This window comes from Paenibacillus sp. DMB5 (assembly GCF_001517085.1).
Classification (GTDB): domain Bacteria; phylum Bacillota; class Bacilli; order Paenibacillales; family Paenibacillaceae; genus Paenibacillus_AQ.
In genome coordinates, this window is record NZ_LRAC01000085.1 from 28,657 (window position 1) to 50,161 (window position 21,505).

A 21,505-nucleotide genomic window follows, 5' to 3' on the forward strand; every position below is an offset into this window, starting at 1 on the left:
CGCCCAGGCGCTCCTTTCCTGCCGGGTTCCAGAATGCCGCATGCAAGTAAATGGCTCATTGTAAGCGCTTCATTAAATCGGAACGGAATAATAATGAAGGAGGCTTGTTCATGAGGAAAAATAGCAGAAACACATCATGGATCTCCAAAATGGTAGCAGGGGTCATGCTTCTTCAGCTGGCTGTCCCGGGAATTCAGGACACTGCCGCAGCAGGGGTTGAGAAGGAAGGCGGGGAGGCTGCTGCATCAAGCCCGGGTCAGGAAATGTCCGTTACTAATGCAGTCTATCAGGTACCCCCGCCGGACGGGAGCCCGTCCGTTGCGGCTGCGGTCTATGAAATTGTGAATCCGGGCTTTGAAACCGGAGACTTGACGGGATGGACTGTTACCAAAGGTAACGCGTTTGGCCCGGACAGTGTATCCGGGGAGTCCACCTGGTGGGCGGAACAAATCCCGTATAACCAGGAGGGTACTTATCATTTAAACGGCTGGAAATATGACGAGGCTGCTACAGGCGTGCTGCGTTCCAGCAGCTTCGAGCTGGGCGGCAGCGGCTGGATTAGCTTTAAGCTCGGCGGTGCCAAAAATGCTGACAAGGTATATGTGAACATCGTAGAAGCAGATACAGGTCAAGTGATCGCCAGATACGGCAACAGCAAATTTGCAGACGTCGGCTTCCCGAATCCCGCTCAGGGCATGCGGCTTGCGAATATGGAGCAGTATAAGGCCGATCTTTCCGGATATTTGGGCAAGAAGCTGTATGTTGAGATTGTAGATCATGCAACCTCGGACTGGGGTTTGATTTTTGCAGATGCCTTCTTTATGTATCATCAATCAGAGCCGAGCGAAGGCACCGTTGCCGTGGATATTAAGCCGGATTTCCAGCGCTACCAAATCATGAATCCGGGCTTTGAAACGGGTGATTTGACCGGGTGGACCGTTGTTGAAGGTGAGGCATTTGGGCCTGACAGCGTATCTGACGAAACTGTCTGGTGGGCAGAACAAATTCCGTATAACCAGGAGGGCACTTATCATCTAAACGGCTGGAAATACAATGAAGCTGCAACGGGAGTGCTTCGCTCCAGCACTTTTGAGCTAGGCGGAACAGGCTGGATCACTTTCAGATTAGGCGGTGGCAAGCATACGGACCAGGCCTACATTAGCCTCAGTGATGCGGATACGGGAAACCTGATTGCCCGATACGGCAACAGTGCGTTTAACGATTCGGGCTTCCCGGACCCGGGGCAGGGCATGAGGCTGGCCAATATGCAAGAATACAAAGCCGACCTGTCCAAATATATCGGCAAAAGACTGTATATCGAGATCGTCGATCATGCTTTCTCGGATTGGGGGGTGATGTTTGCGGATGCCTTCCACACCTTCAATGAACAGGTTCCCGACGAGGGGATTATGGCTGAGAACATCATTCCAACCGAAATCGCAAACCGCGGTTTTGAGACGGGCACCCTTGAGGGCTGGACGGCCGCTGGAGATGCCTTTCAGGTGACCGGTCAAGCAGCTTCTGGTATGGAGGGGAACTTTTATGCCACATCTGCCGTGGAAGGAGAAGGCTCCATTACTTCCAGTGCCTTTACCCTTCAGGGGAACGGGACGATTAGCTTTTCCATTGTGGATATTGTTCAGCCTGCAGATGCCTATGTCGCACTATATGATGCAAGCACAAATGAATTGCTTAAGCAAACCGGCAATGTCAGCACAAATGAGAAGATTGTCTGGAATGTATACGAATATTACAATAAGAGGCTTTATATCAAGGTAGTCGATCAGTCGGAGCAGTCCCGAATCTCCGTCGATGCTTTTCAGGCTAACAATAAGGGCAACATCTTTTATATGAATTTCGATGAAGGCACGGGCAAAAAGGCGCTTGAGCAAGTGAGTAATCTTGAGCATGATGTAAACTACGTGTTTAATAGCGCCAGATATATGGATTCCAAAGATCCGAGATGGACTCCGCGCGGAGTAAAGGGCGGTGCCCTCCTGTTTGACGGTTATTCGAATGATATTGAGGTTAACTCGGAGGCAACCATCCCCGTAAGCGACGCGCTGACGATTGAAGCCTGGGTGGCTCCGCGCAGCTACGAATGGGGAGACGGGAACAAGCTGTCGGCCATTGTGAATCAGTCCAATCAGGACAAGGCGGAAGGCTTCGCGCTTGGCATGTACCGGCATGGCACATGGTCGTTTCAGGCCGGAATCGGCGGACAATGGATTCAGGTTTGGGTTAACAATCATCCGCTTGAGAAATACAAGTGGAACTATATTGCCGCCACTTTCGATAAGGGAACCGGAGAAATTAAGCTGTACCTCAATGGAGAGCAGGTTGCCTCCCAGGCAACCCCCATCAATGTTCCGATTACATCATCCACAGCAAGCCTGATGATCGGCAAAAATAATAAGCCAACAGAGTTCGCGGGCCTGTTCTCTTACAACATGTTCAGCGGACTTATTGATGAATTGAAGCTGCAGAACAAAGCTCTCACGGGTCAAGAAATTCTTGCTGAGTATGAGAATGTGAAGGCGCTTCACGGCGGCGCGGTTCCGGAAATTCCAAATGGTGATATTGACGAGGATCCAAGCGTGTTTGACGGTGATCAGCACCGTCCGCAGTACCATGCGATGCCTCCGCAAAACTGGATGAATGAAGCGCATGCACCAATCTATTATAACGGAAAATATCATTTATTCTATCAGCATAACCCGCAAGGTCCGTTCTGGCATCAAATCCACTGGGGACATTGGGTGAGTGACGATATGGTGCACTGGGAAAATGTGAGGCCTGCGCTTGCCCCTGATGCGGGAACTCTTGATCCGGACGGTGCTTGGTCAGGCAGCGCAGCGTATGACCGTGACGGCAATCCCGTCCTGTTCTATACGGCCGGAAATGATTCTTTGTCACCAAATCAAAGAACGGGCCTGGCGACTCCAGCTGATCTGTCGGACCCTAATTTGGAAGAGTGGGTGAAATATCCTGAGCCAGTAACGGAGCAGAACGGTAATGGTATCCATAATGAGTTCCGTGATCCTTTTGTATGGTATGACCAAGAGACGGATAAGTGGTATCAGCTGGTGACCTCCGGTCTTCAAGACTTCAGCAGCGGTACAGCTTTGGTGTACGTGTCCGATGATATGTACAACTGGGAGTATAAAGGGCCGCTTTACGTCAGTGACAGAAGCCAGTATCCGGAGCTTGGCACAGTATGGGAACTGCCGGTGCTGCTCCCGGTAGGTAAGGATAGCACGGGCAAACAGAAGTATATTTTCATGATCAATCCGCATGAGAAACCGGAGCAGGTTCCGCCGGCGAATGATGTGCAACGGGATGTTGAAGTCTTTTACTGGATTGGGACTTGGGATAGAGATAACTTCAAGTTTATACCTGATCAGGACGCTCCCTCCAAAATGGATGTGGGGGATGGTTATTTGACCGCAGAGAGCGGGATGGTTACTCCTGACGGAAGAACGGTTGTATACTCCATGGTGCAAAATGTGAGAACGCCGCAGGCTGAATATCAGGCTGGATGGGCTCATAATCTGGCACTGCCGGTTTCCCTGAGCCTGGATGAGCATGATGAATTGCGCATTGAGCCCATTGAGGAATTGCAGAGTCTGCGAGGAGATAAGGTTGTTGATTTCTCGGACAAAAATTTGGCTGCTGCCAATCAATTGATCCAGAGTGTCAAAGGCGACATGCTTGAGATCGTGATGGAGATCGATCCGGGCGAAGCCCAGAAATTCGGCCTTAAAGTAAGGCGCTCCGATAACGGCCAGGAGGAAACGCTGATTTACTACGATAAGACCGATCAGACATTCAATGTGGACCGGACCAAGAGCAGTATTGACCCCGATGTCCGCGTGGATGGTATTCAGGGCGGATACGTAGATCTTGACGGAGAGAATCTAAAGCTGCATATCTTCCTCGATCGCTCAGTTGTTGAAGCCTTTGCCAATTACAAGAAAAAGCTGACAACCCGCGTCTATGTAGGCCGATACGACTCCTTGGGCCTCAAGGTCTGGGCCGACAACGATATTACAGTCAAGTCCATGGAAGTATGGAATATGAATGCCTTGACCGGTGAACCGGCTGCTCCGGTCGATGTGCCAGATAACTGGGATAATTCAGTATATACCGATATTACGGATCTGCCTAACCATGATTTTGCTACAGGAGATTTAACAGGCTGGATTACTGAAGGAGATGCCTTCCAGGATGTCCATGTGACCGATGCCAAGTTCTTCTGGGACACGATCTACTTTAATCCTTCGCATAAAATTCCGGGCGGCTATCATTTATGGGGCTTCAACGAGGCAGCCGGCGGTGACAGCTTGACGGGGACGCTGCGATCACAGAATTTCGTCCTTGGCGACAACGGCAAGCTCAACTTCCTGGTCAGCGGCGGACGTGATATCGACAAGCTTTACGTTGCACTGGTCCGGGCATCGGACGGCAAGGAGCTGTTCAAGGAGACAGCAACGAATTATGAGGAATACCAGCGGAAGATCTGGGATGCATCAGCGTATATCGGCGAGGAACTGTACATTAAGGTAGTTGACCAATCTACCGGCGGTTTCGGACATATTAACGTCGATGATTTCAATGTACCGGTTAAGGTGCAGAACGGGGTTGACCCAACAGATCCGACCGAACCAACTCCTCCCGTTCCAACCAGTCCGCCAGGTAATCCTGTAATCCCGGGAAGCACGCCGGATAGCCAGAGCAGTCAGAGAAGTCAAAATAGCTTGACTTTCGAACTGGCCAAAGGTGAGCAGCAGGTATTGTTTCCGGTGAAGCTGGCGGCAAATGACGGGAAGAATGCCTTGAAGGTTAAGAATGCAGATGTGGAAATTGAAGTTCCTGCAGAAGTTTTAAAGGAATTGCAGGCGCTGGTTACAGGTAGCGGGTTAGAACAGTCGCAGATCTCTTTCGAAATCGGGGCATTATCCGCCGAACAAAGCACAAAGCTGCTCACACAAGCCGGAAGCAAGAATCATGCGGACATCTCCGCAGCCGGAGGAGTTTATGACTTCAAATTATCTATCGTGAAGGCTGATGGAACAGTGCTTGAGCTGGAGAAGTTCTCCCAGCCTGTCACAATCAGACTGAGTGCCAATGAAAATTCCCCCAAGGACCTGACTGGAATCTACTACATCGCTGATGACGGCAGCCTGGAATACATGGGAGGAAACCGTTCGGACGGTAAATGGACAGCAAAGGTGAGTCATTTCAGTACATTTGCTGTTCTTACCTACGACAAAACGTTCGAAGATGTGAATGTATCTTATTGGGCTCATGATGTAATTAAAAAGATGGCGGCCAGACAAATGGTCTCGGGTGTCAGTGAAACAGCGTTCGCACCAAAGCAAAACGTAAGCCGTGCAGAATTTGCTGCCCTGATTACCCGGGCCTTGGGCATTAAAGCATCCGGCTCAGCAATTTTTAAGGATGTAGACCCAGCAAAATGGTACGCATCTTCCATTGCCGCCGCCTACGAGAAGGGAATTATAACCGGTAGAAGCAAAGATACCTTTGCACCGGAGGACACCATAAGTCGTGAAGAAATGGCGTCCATGATTTATAAAGCATATCTGTTTCATACAGGACAGAATGCTGCCGCCAACCGGTTGAGCAGCTTTAAGGATGCGGATCACATCAGCAGCTGGGCTGCAGATGCAGTCGCTGCTGCACAGGAGCTCGGATTAATTAACGGACGCGGCAACCATTTATTCGCACCGCATGAAACGGTGAACCGTGCAGAGAGTGCGCAAATCATCTCGCTGCTGCTGGATGTATTAAATCAATAACCGTTTAGAGGAAAGCCGGGAAGGCGAGACAATGTCAGTCTTGTTCATAACCCCGGCTTTTCCGTTTGTCTACGGCCACTGGAGGACAGGCAGCATTACATATTGTTCCAAATAATTTATACTAAAATATATAATACTTTTTCCAATAGAATCCCACATCCGATTGGAGGAATTCTCATGTCCGACTTCAAGAAACACGAATGGAAGCAGAATCTGCTTACAGGCCCGGTACTAGAATGGCTACTGGATTCAGATCCTGCGGTCCGCTGGCAGGTGATGCGCGATTTGCTGCATGAACCGGAGGATAAGGTTGCTGCGGTACGCTCGCAGGTTGCAGTGGAGGGATGGGGGCAGCAGGTCCTCTCGAGGCAGTCGGAAGAGGGCCATTGGTGGGCAGATGAGGATGCCTGGCCGCTGCAGAATACACTATTTGCGTTGGTATTATTAAAGGATATGGGATTGGAGCCCAAAAGTGCGGAAGCCGGCAGGGCCGTTGCGCTGGTTCGGGACCGATTAATCTGGGAGTATCATGAGGGCAGATCTTTTTTTGAAGGAGAGGTCGAGGCTTGCATCAACGGGAGAATCCTGGCGGCAGGTGCATATTACGGAGAAGTAAGTGAACGGCTGGTTCAATATTTGCTGGATGGGCAGCTTGCAGATGGAGGGTGGAATTGTGAAGCCCCTCCCAGCACGCGGTCCTCTTTTCACAGTACGATCTGTGTACTGGAGGGACTGCTGGAATATGAAAAGGCGGCTGGCGCCGATCCGGCAGTGACCGCTGCCCGCAAGCGGGGAGAAGAATATATATTGGAACGGGGACTATTCCGGTCGCTTTCATCTGGCGGTGTGATCGATTCCCGCTTTACGTGCATGTTTTATCCGCCGTCCTATCACTATGATATCCTGCGCGGTCTGGAATATTTTCGTTTGTCCGGTACACGGCCCGATAAGCGGATGTCGGAGGCCGTCGGATTAATCCTTGCGAAGCAGGCTGCAAATGGCCGCTGGCCGCTAGACAGTCCGCGGCCGGACCACATTCCCTTTCATATGGAGGACCCGTCAGGCGGGGATAGCCGCTGGAATACGCTTCGCGCCTTGCGGGTGCTAAAGTGGTGGTCTTCATATTGATTACTTAAAAACGATATGTCTATAATAAGCGGTATGAGGGGGGAGCAGACGATTCGCTATCTATACGAATTTATTCAGCATCAGGACGATCTGCCGATGAAGCTCTTCGTGAATTCCGTGCAGCATATTGATTTTCATTGGCATAAGGAAGTTGAGATCCTGTATGTTCTCCATGGCTCGATTAACATGTACCTGGACCAGAAGCAATATACGCTCCAGGAAGATGATATTCTCGTAATCAACAGCATGTCGGTCCATAAGATCGAGCGGACCCATCAGGATAATGTGCTGTTAACCCTGCAGTTCGGACCCGAGCTGCTGCATAATAATGCGTTCATCTCCTGCAACTCTGCCGGTCATTCCGGGCAGGCCCCCTCGCGGCTGCACAGCATCAAGCATAATCTTGCGCAAATGGTCTGGGAGATTAACAAGAAATCGCCGGGTTATCAAAGCTACACAATAGGCAGATTACAGATGTTATGCGGATGCCTGCTGCGATATTTCTCGGACGGGACAAATCCGGCGGTGGCAGAAGGAAGCAAGGACAACGATTATAAAAGACTGAACAGTGTCCTCACCTATATCGACCGACACTATAATGAAAAGATTACGCTGCAGGATATGGCGGACTCCGAGCATTTAAGCCTGCATTATTTTTCCCACTTCTTCACCGACAAGATCGGCATCCCCTTTCAAAAGTATTTGACGCTTATCCGCCTGGAAAAGGCCCAGGTTCAGCTGGCAGAAAGCGATAAGACGATTTCCGAAATTGCCCTGGATTGCGGATTTGCCAACGTGAAGCTGTTCAACAAATATTTCAAGGAAAAATACGGCTGCACGCCGGGTTCCTACCGGGAAGCTTCGCTCGCACCGGAGCCGCACCGGCTGAACCTGAACCGCAAGCCCAAAACGTATGAGGAATCCTCGAGCGGGGATTATTATGAGATGGACACAATGAACGCGATTGGGTCACTGTACCGCTATCTGGACGTCAAAACGGATACCGGTCAGTCCGGCGTTCCCCTGTCAGCGGCTCTTGCGGCTGCCCCCGAACGGATTGAGGTTCGTGCAGACCAGACACCGGCATTTTATAAAAAGCACTGGAACATCACCACGACGGCCGGAAGAGCCGTAGAAGGACTGCGCGAGGATTGGCGGAAGCAGCTGTCTGCCTTGAAGGGGGCTATCCCGTTCCAATATATCCGGTTTCACGGGATTTTTAACGATGAGATGATGGTGTACAGTGAAAATGATGACGGCACACCGGTCTATAACTGGTCTTATGTGGACAAGCTGTACGATTTTCTTCTGGAGCAGGGAGTCCGGCCGTTCGTTGAATTGAGCTTTATGCCGGGACAGCTGGCGAGGTCCAGAGAAACGCTGTTCTGGTGGAGAGGCAATATCAGTCCGCCTGCAGATCCCGCCAAGTGGGAAGCGCTGGTCCAGGCCTTCATCCGTCATTGTCTGAACCGTTACGGGGCGGATGAGGTGAAGCAATGGTATTTTGAAGTGTGGAACGAGCCGGATCTGGCAGGGGTTTGCTGGGCAGGCAGCAAAGAAGAATACTTTGCTTTTTACGAATCCACCGTTCATGCGATTAAATCGGTGCTGCCGGAGCTGAGGACAGGCGGGCCCGCTATGGGGTACGGTTCCATCTGGAACGATACCTGGGCGGAGGACTTTTTAGCTTACTGCCGCTCGAGGGAGGTGCCGCTCGATTTCTTTTCGTTCCACATTTATTCGGAGTATCCCAAGCTAAAAACGGAAGAAGGCCGTTTGACCCGGATCATGCCCCCGGCATTCTTCAAAGAAAGCATTGACCGTGTGCGGCAAAAAATGAAGGCAGCCTCATACGGTGACGTTGAGCTTCATATTACCGAATGGAATTTCTCGCTGTATGACCGGAATCTGCTGCACGATACGATGTTTATGGCCCCGTTTATCATCTACCAGACGATGAACACGCTCGGGGACGTGAATGCGATGGCCTACTGGTCCTTTACCGATGTTTTTGAAGAAAGCGTTGTTCCCGCATCCCCGTTCTATGGAGGCTTTGGCCTGATCAACCGCGACGGGCTGAAGAAGCCCGGATATTACGCGTTTGAGCTGATGCAGAAGCTGGGTGACGAGCTGCTGATGCAGGGGGATGGTTATGCCTTTACCCGGAAAAGCGACGGAAGCCTGCAGCTTCTGTTCTATCACTATGTCCATGTGGATCAGCTGTTTGCGAGCGGAGACTGGTCAGAGCTGTCCGGCTCCACCCGTTATGATGTATTTGAGGAAAAGGGCAGCAAAGCCTTTGAAATCACGCTAAACCAGCTGGCAGGACCCTATAAATGCACCAGCTATCAGCTGGACCGGGAGCACGGGTCGGTATTCGATGAGTGGATGACTATGGGAGCGCCCGATTTTTTAACGCAGGAGGAAATTCAGTATTTAAACAGCAGAGGCGGTCCGGTTATCCGGACAGAGCTTGTAGAGCAGGATAGCTGGCGCAAAGAAATTGTACTCCCGCCCCATGGGGTGCTGCTGCTCCAGCTCGAAAGGCAGTTTTAATCAAGAAAATACATCAATCAAACATCCCTTTTTGCTGAAGGGGTGTTTTTTGTTGTTTATTTTGAATAGAAGCAGACAAGCTAGTACAAGAGACGGAAAGTAGGCAAAATACGAACCCGGATGCGGCAAGTTACAACAAGAAAACGGTATCATTAATCTCTATACTAAGGTTGTAGCAGTTAAGAGAAAGACAGGGGGAATTTAGATGAAGCGTTTCATGAAGTGGATGACAGAATCGTTTGCACCTAGATTGGAGGCGTTTACAAATAATCTCTGGGTGGCATCCATTCAGGAAGCCATTATGGTGGCGATCCCGATGATTTTTATCGGCTCGATTATCACACTCATTTCAATCTTGAAGGATTTCATTCCGGGGATGCCGGATCTTACACCCATCACGACCTTTAGCTTCGGGCTATTGGGGTTGTTTATTGCTTTTTTAACGCCGTATACCGTCATGGAAAAAAGAGAACGTCACAAAATCAAGCTGCTGGCGGGAATGAGCGGGGTATCCCTGTTCGTGATGCTTCTTAACCCGACCCTAAATGATGACGGAACCATTCAGTTCATTCTGGAACGGTTTGGACCTTCGGGTATGATTACGGCACTGCTGGTTGGCGTGTTTGTTGCTCTCGTTATGAATATTTGCCAGAAATTCTCATTTTTCAAAAAGGGCTCTTCCCTTCCGGAGTTCATTATGGACTGGTTCGATTTTCTCGTGCCGATTGCCCTGATCTTAACTACAGGCTGGGTTTTGGTATATCAGCTTCATTTCGATATTTTTGCCCTGATTGTAAATGTGTTCGAGCCCATCAATGCCATGGGTCAAAGTCTGATTGGCTTTGTATTGTTCAACTTTATCGGCGTGGTGCTGTATTCCTTCGGTGTAAGCCCATGGGTGATGACTCCGATCTGGTACGCCATCTGGATCCCTGCCATTGAGCAGAATGCAGCCCTCGTCGCAGCCGGTCAGGATCCGGTCAACATCAATACGTTCGAAACCTTTTTCTCCGGCTGGCTGGGTATCGGCGGGATGGGTGCTACGCTGCCTTTAGTGGTATGGTTCCTGCTGGCCCGGTCCAAAAAGCTGAAGTCTGTCGGCAAAGCGACGATCCTTCCGTCCTTGTTCAATATCAATGAGCCGGTGGTGTACGGGGCGCCGATTGCGTTCAATCCGCTGCTGATGGTTCCGATGTGGATTAACGGACTGATCACGCCGATTCTCGTGTATATCGTTCTCGATATGGGGCTGGTGCGGATTCCGAGCCAGATCTTCCAGCTGTGGTATACCCCGATCGGGCTGTCTACCTACCTGATGAGCGGATTTAACGGAGTTATTCTGCTGGCGGTGGTTCTGGTGATTGTGTTTGCTGTCTGGTTTCCGTTCTTCAAGCTGTACGATGCCCAGGAGCTGAAAAAGGAACAGGAAAATTAATCTGATAATAAAGGATGGAGCAGCATGAATAAATCACCTGATGAATTGTTGAAGGAATTGACCCTTACCGAAAAAGCCTCGCTTGTTGCGGGATTGAATATGTGGATGACCAAAGGAATCGAGCGGTTAAATATCCCGCCCGTTCATATGTATGACGGCACTAACGGTATCCGCAAGACGAACAGTAATGAAGAGATGGGAATTACTACGGAAAATGTACCGGCGACCTGTTACCCCACAGGGTCTGCGATCGGCTCTTCCTGGAATACAGCGCTGCTGCATGAGGTAGGCGTGGCGCTTGGACGGGAGTCCAAGACGATGGAGGTAGAGCTGCTGCTTGGTCCGGGCGTCAATATGAAAAGAACACCGCTTGGCGGAAGAAACTTCGAATACTATTCAGAGGATCCCTGCCTGACGGGCGAGCTTGGCGCAGCCTTCATTAACGGTATCCAAAGCGAAGGTGTCGGAGCCTCGGTCAAGCACTTTGCAGGCAACAACCAGGAGTTCGAGAAAATGGTGACCAGCTCGGAAATCGATGAGCGGACGCTGCGTGAAATTTACCTGAGCGCCTTTGAACGGATCATTAAGAAATCCGATCCCTGGACGGTCATGTGCTCCTATAACCTGCTCAATGGAACCTATACCAGCGAGAATGAGCATTTGTTAAATGATATTCTCAGAGAAGAGTGGGGCTATGACGGCGTGGTATTGTCCGACTGGACAGCCGTTAATGACCGGATACGCGGATTAAAGGCCGGACTGACCTTGAAATGCCGGGCCCCGCCCATTACAATGCCAAAGCGATAGTCGAGGCCGTTCAGGAAGGGAAGCTTTCCGAAGAGCAGCTGGACAAGAGCGTGGGCCGTATCCTGAAGCTGGTTGAGCGGGTTACCGGAAACCAAGCTGCGGAAAAAAAGGATGAAGATTATCATACGCTGGCCCGTAAAGCGGCGGCCGAAAGCATCGTGCTGCTGAAGAACGATAACGCGATTCTCCCGCTGCGGCCGGAAACGGCTTCGTCAATTGCGGTGATCGGACGTTTTGCGGTGAAGCCGAGAATTCAGGGAGCCGGCAGTGCCAAGGTAACCCCTACAAGAGTCGATATCCCTTTGGATGAGATCAAAGAGCTGGCAGGTAGTCTGGCTACGGTGAGCTATACAGCCGGATACCCCGAAGATGATTCTGTGAATGAAGAGCTTATTAAGGAAAGTGTAACGCTGGCCAAGAACGCCGAGGTGGCGGTGCTGTTCGTAGGCCAGCCGGAATATGCCGAATCGGAAATGCATGATTTGAAGGGCATTGAGCTTCCGGAGCACCAGGTCAAGCTGATTCAGGCGGTTGCCGCCGTTCAGCCAAAATGTATCGTAATAACCAGCAGCGGCTCGGCGCTGGTCATGCGTCCATGGGTGCAGCATGTTCCAGCCGTCATTCATTCCTGGCTGTCGGGACAAGGCATGGGCAGATCCATAGCGGAGGTATTGTTCGGTTACACCAATCCTTCAGGCAAACTGTCGGAGACCTTCCCTGTGAAGCTGTCGGATAATCCTTCGCATATGCGGATCCGCGGAGAGAACGGCAAGCTGTATTACCGCGAGGGGCTGTTCGTGGGGTATCGCTACTACGACCGTAAGGAGCTGGCGCCGCAATTTCCGTTCGGACACGGCCTGTCCTACACTACCTTTGCCTATACGGACCTGGAAGTGGTGCAGCACGTGACAGGCGTCAAAGTATCTTTTCAGCTCACCAACACAGGCAAGCGCAGAGGGAAAGAAGCCGTTCAGCTGTACGTACACGATGAAGAATGCAAGTGGACCCGGCCGGAGAAGGAGCTGAAGGCCTTTGCCAAGGTGGAGCTTGATCCGGGCGAACAACAGACGATTGTCTTTGAGCTGGAGGAGAGAGATTTTTCATACTTCAATACCAAGTACAACCGCTGGCTCGCAGACACAGGATATTTTCAGATTCTGCTGGGCAGCTCGTCCAAGGACATCCGGATCACGGGCAGATTGCACTGTGACTTCGGTAAGGAAGAAATCACGTTCCACAAATTCAGCCTTCTCAGCGAATGGATCAGTGACCCCGCCGCAAAAGCCGTATTGGAAGAGTGCCTGAATGAAATGAACGAGCACGTCATAGACAAGGTATATCTTAACGAGGAGTTCGTCGGCTTCTGGGAGGACTTCCCGATGATAAAGGTCTTCCAGATGTTCGGCCAGACCTGGATGAACGAGCGCTCACCGGATCAGGTGATTCAGGAGCTTATTGCACGGGTTGAACGGTTGCGGACTAATTAAATTATAAATTCAGAAAACCTTGAGAAATCAAGGTTTTTTGTTTTGAATACTATTTGTAAAAAAGTATAATAATGAGGATCGGTTCTAGGTTTACTGCTATCTTTACATTAACATTAGAAGAGAGTAGATAATGGATCAAGACGAACACCCAAAGGAGTCAATCATGACAAAACAACGTAAAATGATCTTAACCGCAACCATACTCTATACACTTGTAGTTCTATATTTTATGTTTTTCGCCTTCGGCAGAATGGGTGCCTCTGAGCGTATCACAGAATACGTTTTTATTTTTACACCCGACCATCCCTTCAGGCTGCCAGGCATGTCTGATCTCCTGCATCCTACCCTCATGGATCTGGTGGGATTCGGAAACCTCGTAGCCTTTATCCCTTTCGGTATATTATTTCCATGGCTATATCGGCTGACCTTTGCCCGCTTCATTACATTGTTCTTTCTGTTAATCATCGTGGCCGAAACCATACAGGCGCTTACGCTTCTCGGGAGCTTCGATATTAACGATGCCCTTCTGAACACATTAGGCGCAGCAATCGGTTTTGGTGCGTACAAGCTTGGTGTACGTTCAAACAATGGCGGGCTGAATATTGTAAAGACGGTTATTTCCTCCGTTGTTTTATTTTTAATTGTATGGGGATTATCCGGGATTATGGATAAAGCATTTACCAAGGTGGAAGGCCCCTTTGTGGCGGTAAACGAATTGTCAGACAGCTCCGGAAATGTAGTGACAGGTAACCGGATAAGCAGCTTTAAAATAGGTGCGCAAAACGTAGAACCGCAGTTTAATATGTATGGCGCCGAAGACGGACACTCAGAAACGTTTACTTATAAGTATAAAGAGAAGATGACCTTCTCCTTTTATTACGGAATACCAGAACCTTCCGATTATTCCGGAAGCATCAGCCTTTCCGTCGATGGACGTGAAATATTAACCAGCTCTGGAGAAGTTCAACGCAGTAACCCGGAGCTTTTCCCTTCGCTGTTTGAAATTCCTGTTGAGTCGGGAGGCGAGCTCACGATAACCATTGAGGGAAACCTGAAAATATGGGATGTCGGGTACAGGAAAATGCAATATTTGTGGAACTGATTTCATAGATTTGGTTCAATTAAATACAGGAAGTGTAAGTCCAGCGTACAGCTATCGCCGCCGTACATAAAAAAAGTACGCTGCTAGCGTACTTTTCAGATAAAGCTAAGTCGTCTCCCGCTCAATCAGCTCGACCGGAAGAATATTCTCGTAAACAATCGGCTCGGAACTCATCTGCTGCTGAATTAGATTTACTGCCATACGTCCCATATCCTCAATAGGCTGTTTGACCGTAGTGATGCCAGGGGAGGACCAGGACGCAAGGCTGACGTCGTCGTAGCCGACAATTTTTATTTGGCCGGGAACGGTTTTGCCCAGCTGTCTGCATTTTCTGATTACATGTCCGGCAATAATGTCACTGGTGGCGAATACACCATCCAGATCAGGGTGGTCCGCAAACATATTAGTTATTAGATATTCGTACTCCTCACGGTCAAATACATTCATTTTCGTTTCAAGAATGACTGTTTCGATTCCTGCCTTTTTTACAACCGACATGAATCCTTTCGTTCTGAGATTGGATAGCATATCCAGAGACTGGTTCCCGCAAATATGGACAAGCTTCCGGCAGCCTTTGCTGATCAGCAATTCAGCTGCCAGGCGGCCTCCCAGCTCATTATCCGATGCAACATACGGAAATCCTGTGATCAGGCGGTCAACGGTCACAATCGGATAATTAAGATTAAGGTAGCTTTCAGTATCCAATGTATGGCTTCCCATTATGATCCCGTTTACCTGGTTGCCCTTCATCATTTTCAGGTATTCCCGCTCCTTGACCGGATCCAGCTGTGAGTTGCACAATAGCAGCTTGCAGCCTTGTTCGTATGCATATTGCTCTACCGCATAGGCAAACTCTCCAAAAAAAGGATGAGAAACATTGGGAATGATTAAGCCGATGACGTTTGATTGCTTGCTCAGCAGGGAGCGGGCAAGATCGTTGGGCTGATAGTTAAGCTCTTCCATCGTATCATAAACAATCTGCCGGGTTTTCTGACTGATGTATCCCCGGTTGTTCAGTACCCGGGAGACGGTAGTGACGGACACTCCCGCTCTCTTCGCCACATCGTGTATGGTTGCCATATATTGTCCTCTACATTTCTATTGTTAATCAGACAGTATATTCAATCACGCTGTTAGTATCATCAATGTATTGAATAGTAGTTCGCTTGGTATTAAGGTCAACGAGCAGTTCGCAGTATTGGTCATTATAATCCCAGCGCAGCCTGACTTCTTCCGTTGATGATACCTTAACTTCAAACTTACCGTCAAATGCCGCATAGCTGTTACGGAACCGGATAAGCTTTAGAAGCCGCTGTACGACAGGTTTTTGCAAGGATTGGTCGATTTCTTCAAGGGTATAGTTGTGACGGTTTATCTCACGGCCGTCTCCGGTTGCTTTTGCCCGTTCATAATCATTTTCACCGGCAAGCAGTCCGACATAATATACCTGCGGAATACCTGGAGCGAAAAATTGAATGGCTCTTGCAGCAAGGTAAGCATCATCATCGCGATCAAGAACGGAATAATAGGTACAGCGGATCTGATGGACATCGAAGCCATCTTCACCCTTATGCTCCTCCGACAGAATCAGGCTCAGATTAGAGCCTCTCTCTATACAGGTATCTACGAGCTTTTTTGCCTCCTTCGTATCAAGCAGACCATCCAAATCCGGTTTGACAGGTATACCGTCATGACAATCGAGCATTGTGAACTGTTTGGCAGGCCGGGTCTGCAAATAATCGCACAGTGCTGTGCTGGACTGGTTAGTTATCGCTTCGAGAATGCGGTACGGTAATATAAAATCATAAATCCAATAACCGTGCTCTGCCAATTTATACTGGATAGAGTGATGGGAGTGCACTTCTGGAAGCAGCTCAATATCTAAGGATTCGGCAAGCTCCATGATCCAATCAAGAAAATCATAAATATCCGGTTCAACAAAGAAGCAGCTTGTTCCCAGCTTCTTGATAACGTAGCCGACCGCATCCAGCCGGACAATCTTGATATTATATTTTTTGAAATTCCGGAAGAATGAGGCCAAAAGCTGCTTTGTCATTTCCGATCGGATGTCCAGGTCAATCTGTTCTGAAGGGTCTGTTTTTCCAAAAGTAGTCCATACGCTTTCCTGTGTATCGTTATCCCCAATCTGGAAGGTGGAGTAGGGCAGGGGTCTGCGCAAAAACATCTTGTCAATATCCTCCTGCACGGGCTGCCCGTCTTCCCAGAGCTTATCCAGGGTGAGGAACAGGTCGGAATATTGTGAGCTGCGGCCAGACTTCAGGAAGTCCTGGAAATATTCCGATTTCTGCGAAATATGATTGACCATTAGATCAACGAGGACATCAAATTGCTCTCCGATTTCACGGATATCCTCCCATGTTCCGAACCTCTGGTCAATTTCAAGGTAAGTAAGCGGGGCAAAACCTCTGTCGCCTGAAGAAGGGAACGGAGGGAGAATATGCACGCCGCCTTTAAAAAGTTCAGCGAACCGGGAATAGAGTACCTCCTTCAGAGCCTTTAAATCTCCGCCCAGCGAGTCGGGATAAGTTATCAGTTGAACCTGGTTTTTTAATGACATGATTACTCCTCCTAAATTCCGTATAAAGAGCCGATGACCTCAAGCTTGGGCAAATCTACTACAGCTCCTGCGAATTGTAATTTAAAAGCACTTACACCGAGTCCTGTGCGAACAGATTCACGAATGGTTAATCCCTTTATAATGCCTGCATATAATCCTGACCAAAAAGCATCCCCAGCTCCGGTGGTATCCACCACTTCTGTTGCCAAGGAAGGGAAAGCTTCGCTGGTTTTGCCGTCGGACACCACCGCACCGTCCTTGCCCAAGGTCAAAATCACCAGTTTGGCTCCCAGCTCAAGAAATTGCTCAATATACTTTTCGGGTGAACCTTTGCCGAACAGGCGCTCAGCATCATCTTCAGAGGGTTTAATAATATCGCTTTTTGCTATAAATGATTTTACATGGCGGATCCCGTCTTCTCCTGCTTCCCATAGCTTTTCATGATAATTAGGGTCAAAGCAAATAAGCATCCCATTGTCCTGTGCAATGCTTATTGCTTTTTCAAGGGTCTGGCGGGCAGGAGCTCTGGAGATTGGCCAGCAGGAAAAATGCAGGATCTTGGAATTTACAAGCCGCTGTTCGAGTTCTGTGGTATAGGCCAGCTTATAATCCGCCCCCCTGTAAAAAATGGGTACGGGTGTCGATTTGCTTTTTGTCAGCATTACCACACTTGTAGCCTCTTGTACGGTTTGAATGGAGTCTGTATTCATTCCTGCCTTTTGCAGCTGCGACTTAAGAAAAGCTCCCAGGCTGTCTTCTCCGACCGTTGATGCTACTGCCGAACGGATTCCGAGTTTTGTTGCATTCATTGCGATGTTAGAGGGGGACCCCCCAAAAAATCGTTGATAAGTGCCGCCTGAAGAATCCTCATCATACGTAGTTGATATCAGATCAACAAGGATTTCTCCGACGGCTAACAGGTCATAGCTTTTCGGCTGGAAATTGACTTTTTCATCTAAATTGAGCATATAGCTCCTCCCTGAAGCAAGATTAAAGATTAGCCTAATTGTATATGTTAAAGGTTTGACATGTCAATCGTTTGACATATTGTTCAGGGCATTTAGTCAACCCATACAAATTATAGTGCTTTCCCTGAAAAGTATAGATGTTGCCCTTTTTTTGATAATGACTCTGGTCATAGAAGCATTCTGGAGGTTAGCATAAAAGAAAGGCAACCCACTATACCCGAAAGAGAGGTGCTGGCGATGTTTACTGCGCTTATTGTTGACGATGAATTGTTTGTGCGCAAAGGATTGATCAAAATGATTGACTGGGAGCGCAGCGGATATGTGGTGAGCGGAGAGGCCGATAACGGAGAGGATGCGCTGGCTATGATCCGCGAGCACAAACCTGATCTGGTGGTTACGGATATCCGGATGCCGGTTATCGACGGGATTGGCCTGATTCGTGCCGCTGTGCTTGAAAAGCTGGATACGGAATTTATCATTGTCAGCGGATACAATGAGTTCGAGTATGCCCGGCAGGCTGTGCGCTACGGTGCCTTCGATTATGTACTCAAGCCGATTGATCAGGAGGACTTCGAAAAAACGCTAGGCAAGCTAAAGGAGCGGCTGGAGGAAAAGGAACGGCACAAGGCCCGTACCCAGGTTGGTCTGGACCAGAGCTGGATAGAAGCGTTGATCCGGGGAGAGGAGAACGTCTTGAGCGATGCTGCCTGGAAGGCTCCATGGGAAGGTGAAGCCGTGCAGACGTTTACCTACGCCCTGCTTGAGTGGAATGATATCCTTCCCTGGAACGGGTATATACTGCCGGCCAAGGATATGCTGCGCAAGGGGATCCGTGAAGCTGTCCACGCAGCCTCGGGAACGGTGTTCGAGCCTGTACTGTATGAGCATCACCAGACATATGGACTGGTTGTACCTGATCTGTATGCCCGCTCCTTCGGCGGGGATACCGGCGCGTTCCTGGCGGAGCTTGCCGGACGGATCGGCACCGCCTTTTCCTGTCCGTTCCGTATCTATGCCGGGCCCGGTGTTCCTTCATTAAAGGATATCAAACATTCCTATCTCGGAGCCAAGGAAGTCCAGCAGCACAAATACCTCATACCGGCGCAGTCCGTCATTGCATATGAGGATATTTCGGGCCGGGTGCTGAACTACCGGCATTTGGAGGATGAACTGTACCGTAAGCTGATTGATGCGGTAGAAGAGAACGATGAGAAGATGCTGGTTGAACAAATAAACCATCTGTTTCATTTTATGCAGGAAAAAAGCTTCTCCCCGGAGGCGATGAAGGCGGCAGTCACCCAATGTGTGCTGGGCATACTGAAATCGATCCAGACTCTGGAAGGCGATGAAAAGGAACTGGCTTATCTGGAGGCTGCGGTCGGCTGGTACGACCGGAATATCACACTGGGGGAAATCACGCGGATTTTTACGCTGTTTGCCCGTGAAGCGGCCGGACTCCTGGGACAGCTGAGTCAGAACCAGTGCAAGGGCGGTATCCAGAAGATCAAATGCTACGTCGACGAGCATTATCATGAATCCATTACGCTAAAGGAGATAGCTGCCCGGTTTTATATGAATTCTGCCTATCTGGGCCAATTATTCAAGAAAACCTACGGAAGCTATTTCAATGAATATCTGCAGCAGCTCCGTATTACGGAAGCCAAACGCCTGCTCCGGCAAAGCGATATGCGGATCTATGAAATAGCCCAGAAGGTTGGATTCAGCAATGCTGATTATTTTGTTACCCAGTTTGAAAAGCTGGAGCAAATGACACCGACCGAGTACCGCAACCGCATCATTAGCCGGTAAGCTGCATAAGGAGGAGAGGAAGAAAGTGGACAGGCTGCTCAATCATATAAGGATGCGCAACAAAATGCTGTTGATCTATTTTCTGTGCGTGTTTATTCCAATCGTGCTTACGAATCTTCTGTTCTACAATGCCATAACAGAGAATGTGCGAAATCAGCGGATCCGTGACATCGACCGGACCATCGAGCAGATCAGCAACGATTTCCGCGAGCAGGTTGATAATGCGGTTGGGCTGTCTTCCTTTTTTTATGCCGATTTAAGCACGAATGAAATTCTGGACCGGAATTTTGCGAATGCGGCTGATTATCTGGAGGTTTACGACTCGTACTTACGGCGTATGCTCAACAACTATACCCCGCTATCCTTCTCATTACAGAACGTGACGATTTATGTCGATAACGATACCTTGTTACACTCGGGAAATATCGGCTACCTGTCAGATGAATTAAGAGAGGAAGCATGGTACAGGCAGGCATTGGCCAACGACACCTCCCATCCGATCTTTACCAGGACCGTAAGCGAAAACGGCCGGTTCCAAGGATTTTCGCTCATCCGGAAAATGGATTATTACTCTGGAAGGCTAAACAAGGAGAAGGTCGTCAAGATCGATTTCAAGACTATCGACATCGGCGAAATCTTTAATAATCTGAACATGCAGGGCGCGGTCTATCTGCTGAATCCCTCGGGCGACATCGAGTATACCACCGATTCCTCCATCGACTGGAAGACCTCGGATGAGACAGCCTTCAGTACGATCCGGTCGAGCGACCGGATCAAATTCTCAAGCCGGTACAGCGGGGTCAGTTACCTGGAAGGCTGGAGTATCATTGGAACGGTGGACGAGAACGAAGTAATCCGGGAGGTAAGGAAATCCCGAGACTTCATTCTGATATCGGCCTGTCTCATGATGATTCTCCCTACCCTCGTTATTGTCATCATCACCCGGTCCTTCAATGTCCGCATTGTTAAAATCCTGAAACATATGAAGAAGGTGCGCAGCCAAAATTTCGAAGTGATTCCGGTTACCGACTTCCGGGATGAGATCGGCCAACTCAGTCTGGGCTTCAACCGGATGATTCTGCAGATCAAATCCTTGATCGATGATGTGTACATAGCCGAGATCCAAAAGAAATCCCTGGAGCTGGAGCGCAGCAAAGCGCAGCTTAATGCGCTGCAAAGCCAGATCAATCCCCATTTTCTGTTCAATGCCCTGGAGACGATCCGGATGCGCAGTCTTCTGAAGGACGAGAACGAAACAGCGGTCATGATTCACAGCATGGCGAAGATTTTCCGCAGCTCGCTCACCTGGAATAAAGATATGATTACAGTCCGGGAAGAGCTGGAATTTATCATCTGCTTCCTCGATATCCAGAAATACCGCTTCGAGGACCGCATTGACTATTCGCTTGATGTGCAGCCGGAGGCCTATGCCTGCAAGCTGCCCAAGATGCTGTTTCTGCCTTTTGTGGAGAATGCCAGCATTCACGGCATCGAGCCGTTAAAACAGGGCGGACGAATTCAAATTACCATTACAATGAAGGACCGGAATCTGATTTTTACAATCAGGGATAACGGGACAGGGATGAACGAGAGGCAAATCGGCAAGCTGTACAGCTACCTTGAAACCAATGAAATTATGGGCGAACGGATCGGCATTCAAAATGTAATCTACCGCGCCAAATTGATATACGGTGCAGGATTCCATTTTTCGGTGAACAGTGCTCCCGGGCAGGGAACAGAGATCGAGCTGCGGATTCCAAGATTACCCGATTCAGGTGAAAAGGAACAATAATTTCTACAGTACGGCCTATATTCT

The 21,505-nt window shown here is 49.3% G+C and carries 12 protein-coding genes; 9 read left to right on the forward strand and 3 right to left on the reverse strand.

All coding sequences use genetic code 11. The annotated features are described in order from the left end of the window. The first annotated feature begins 110 nt into the window (after window positions 1-110). From AWJ19_RS36395 to AWJ19_RS08030, 7 genes are all read left to right on the forward strand, one after another. Window positions 111-5,819, forward strand: coding sequence for a GH32 C-terminal domain-containing protein (locus tag AWJ19_RS36395; RefSeq protein WP_082707760.1), 5,709 nt, complete (start codon window positions 111-113; stop codon window positions 5,817-5,819). A 177-nt stretch (window positions 5,820-5,996) separates the two neighbouring features. Next, on the forward strand, window positions 5,997-6,947 hold the full coding sequence (locus AWJ19_RS08010) for a hypothetical protein (protein WP_068722701.1): 951 nt from the start codon (window positions 5,997-5,999) through the stop codon (window positions 6,945-6,947). A 96-nt stretch (window positions 6,948-7,043) separates the two neighbouring features. Next, window positions 7,044-9,503 (forward strand): helix-turn-helix domain-containing protein, encoded by a 2,460-nt coding sequence (locus AWJ19_RS08015; protein ID WP_241781651.1) that lies wholly within the window; start codon window positions 7,044-7,046, stop codon window positions 9,501-9,503. Window positions 9,504-9,708: 205 nt separating this feature from the next. Beyond that, window positions 9,709-10,938, forward strand: a complete 1,230-nt coding sequence (locus AWJ19_RS08020) for a PTS transporter subunit EIIC (RefSeq protein WP_068722703.1) — start codon at window positions 9,709-9,711, stop codon at window positions 10,936-10,938. A gap of 24 nt (window positions 10,939-10,962) precedes the next feature. Further along, window positions 10,963-11,745: a glycoside hydrolase family 3 N-terminal domain-containing protein gene (locus tag AWJ19_RS36400; RefSeq protein ID WP_241781652.1), complete on the forward strand. Its 783-nt coding sequence runs from the start codon at window positions 10,963-10,965 to the stop codon at window positions 11,743-11,745. After that, complete coding sequence (locus tag AWJ19_RS08025; RefSeq protein WP_241781653.1) at window positions 11,709-13,232, forward strand: glycoside hydrolase family 3 C-terminal domain-containing protein; 1,524 nt, start codon at window positions 11,709-11,711, stop codon at window positions 13,230-13,232. The genes AWJ19_RS36400 and AWJ19_RS08025 overlap by 37 nt, the downstream gene beginning before the upstream one ends. 163 nt (window positions 13,233-13,395) lie before the next feature. Next, window positions 13,396-14,334 (forward strand): VanZ family protein, encoded by a 939-nt coding sequence (locus AWJ19_RS08030; RefSeq protein ID WP_082707761.1) that lies wholly within the window; start codon window positions 13,396-13,398, stop codon window positions 14,332-14,334. A gap of 105 nt (window positions 14,335-14,439) precedes the next feature. Here the strand turns inward: AWJ19_RS08030 and AWJ19_RS08035 are convergent, their stop codons facing one another. From AWJ19_RS08035 to AWJ19_RS08045, 3 genes are read right to left on the reverse strand one after another with little or no spacing between them, the layout of a single operon-like run. Continuing rightward, a complete protein-coding gene (locus AWJ19_RS08035) occupies window positions 14,440-15,414 on the reverse strand; it encodes a LacI family DNA-binding transcriptional regulator (protein WP_068722705.1) in 975 nt (324 codons plus the stop codon). Between the two features lie 28 nt (window positions 15,415-15,442). Next, entirely contained in the window at window positions 15,443-16,912 is a 1,470-nt protein-coding gene (gene gtfA / locus AWJ19_RS08040; protein ID WP_068722707.1) for a sucrose phosphorylase, read from the reverse strand. Between the two features lie 11 nt (window positions 16,913-16,923). Then, window positions 16,924-17,880 carry a carbohydrate kinase gene (locus AWJ19_RS08045; protein WP_068722709.1) on the reverse strand — a complete coding sequence of 319 codons (957 nt, stop codon included), beginning with the start codon at window positions 17,878-17,880 and terminating at the stop codon, window positions 16,924-16,926. A gap of 237 nt (window positions 17,881-18,117) precedes the next feature. On the opposite strand from AWJ19_RS08045, the gene AWJ19_RS08050 reads away from it, so the two are divergent. Together AWJ19_RS08050 and AWJ19_RS08055 are read left to right on the forward strand one after the other, a co-directional pair. After that, window positions 18,118-19,689 (forward strand): response regulator transcription factor, encoded by a 1,572-nt coding sequence (locus tag AWJ19_RS08050; RefSeq protein WP_082707762.1) that lies wholly within the window; start codon window positions 18,118-18,120, stop codon window positions 19,687-19,689. Between the two features lie 25 nt (window positions 19,690-19,714). Then, window positions 19,715-21,481 (forward strand): sensor histidine kinase, encoded by a 1,767-nt coding sequence (locus AWJ19_RS08055; RefSeq protein WP_128083537.1) that lies wholly within the window; start codon window positions 19,715-19,717, stop codon window positions 21,479-21,481. Window positions 21,482-21,505: the final 24 nt, after the last annotated feature.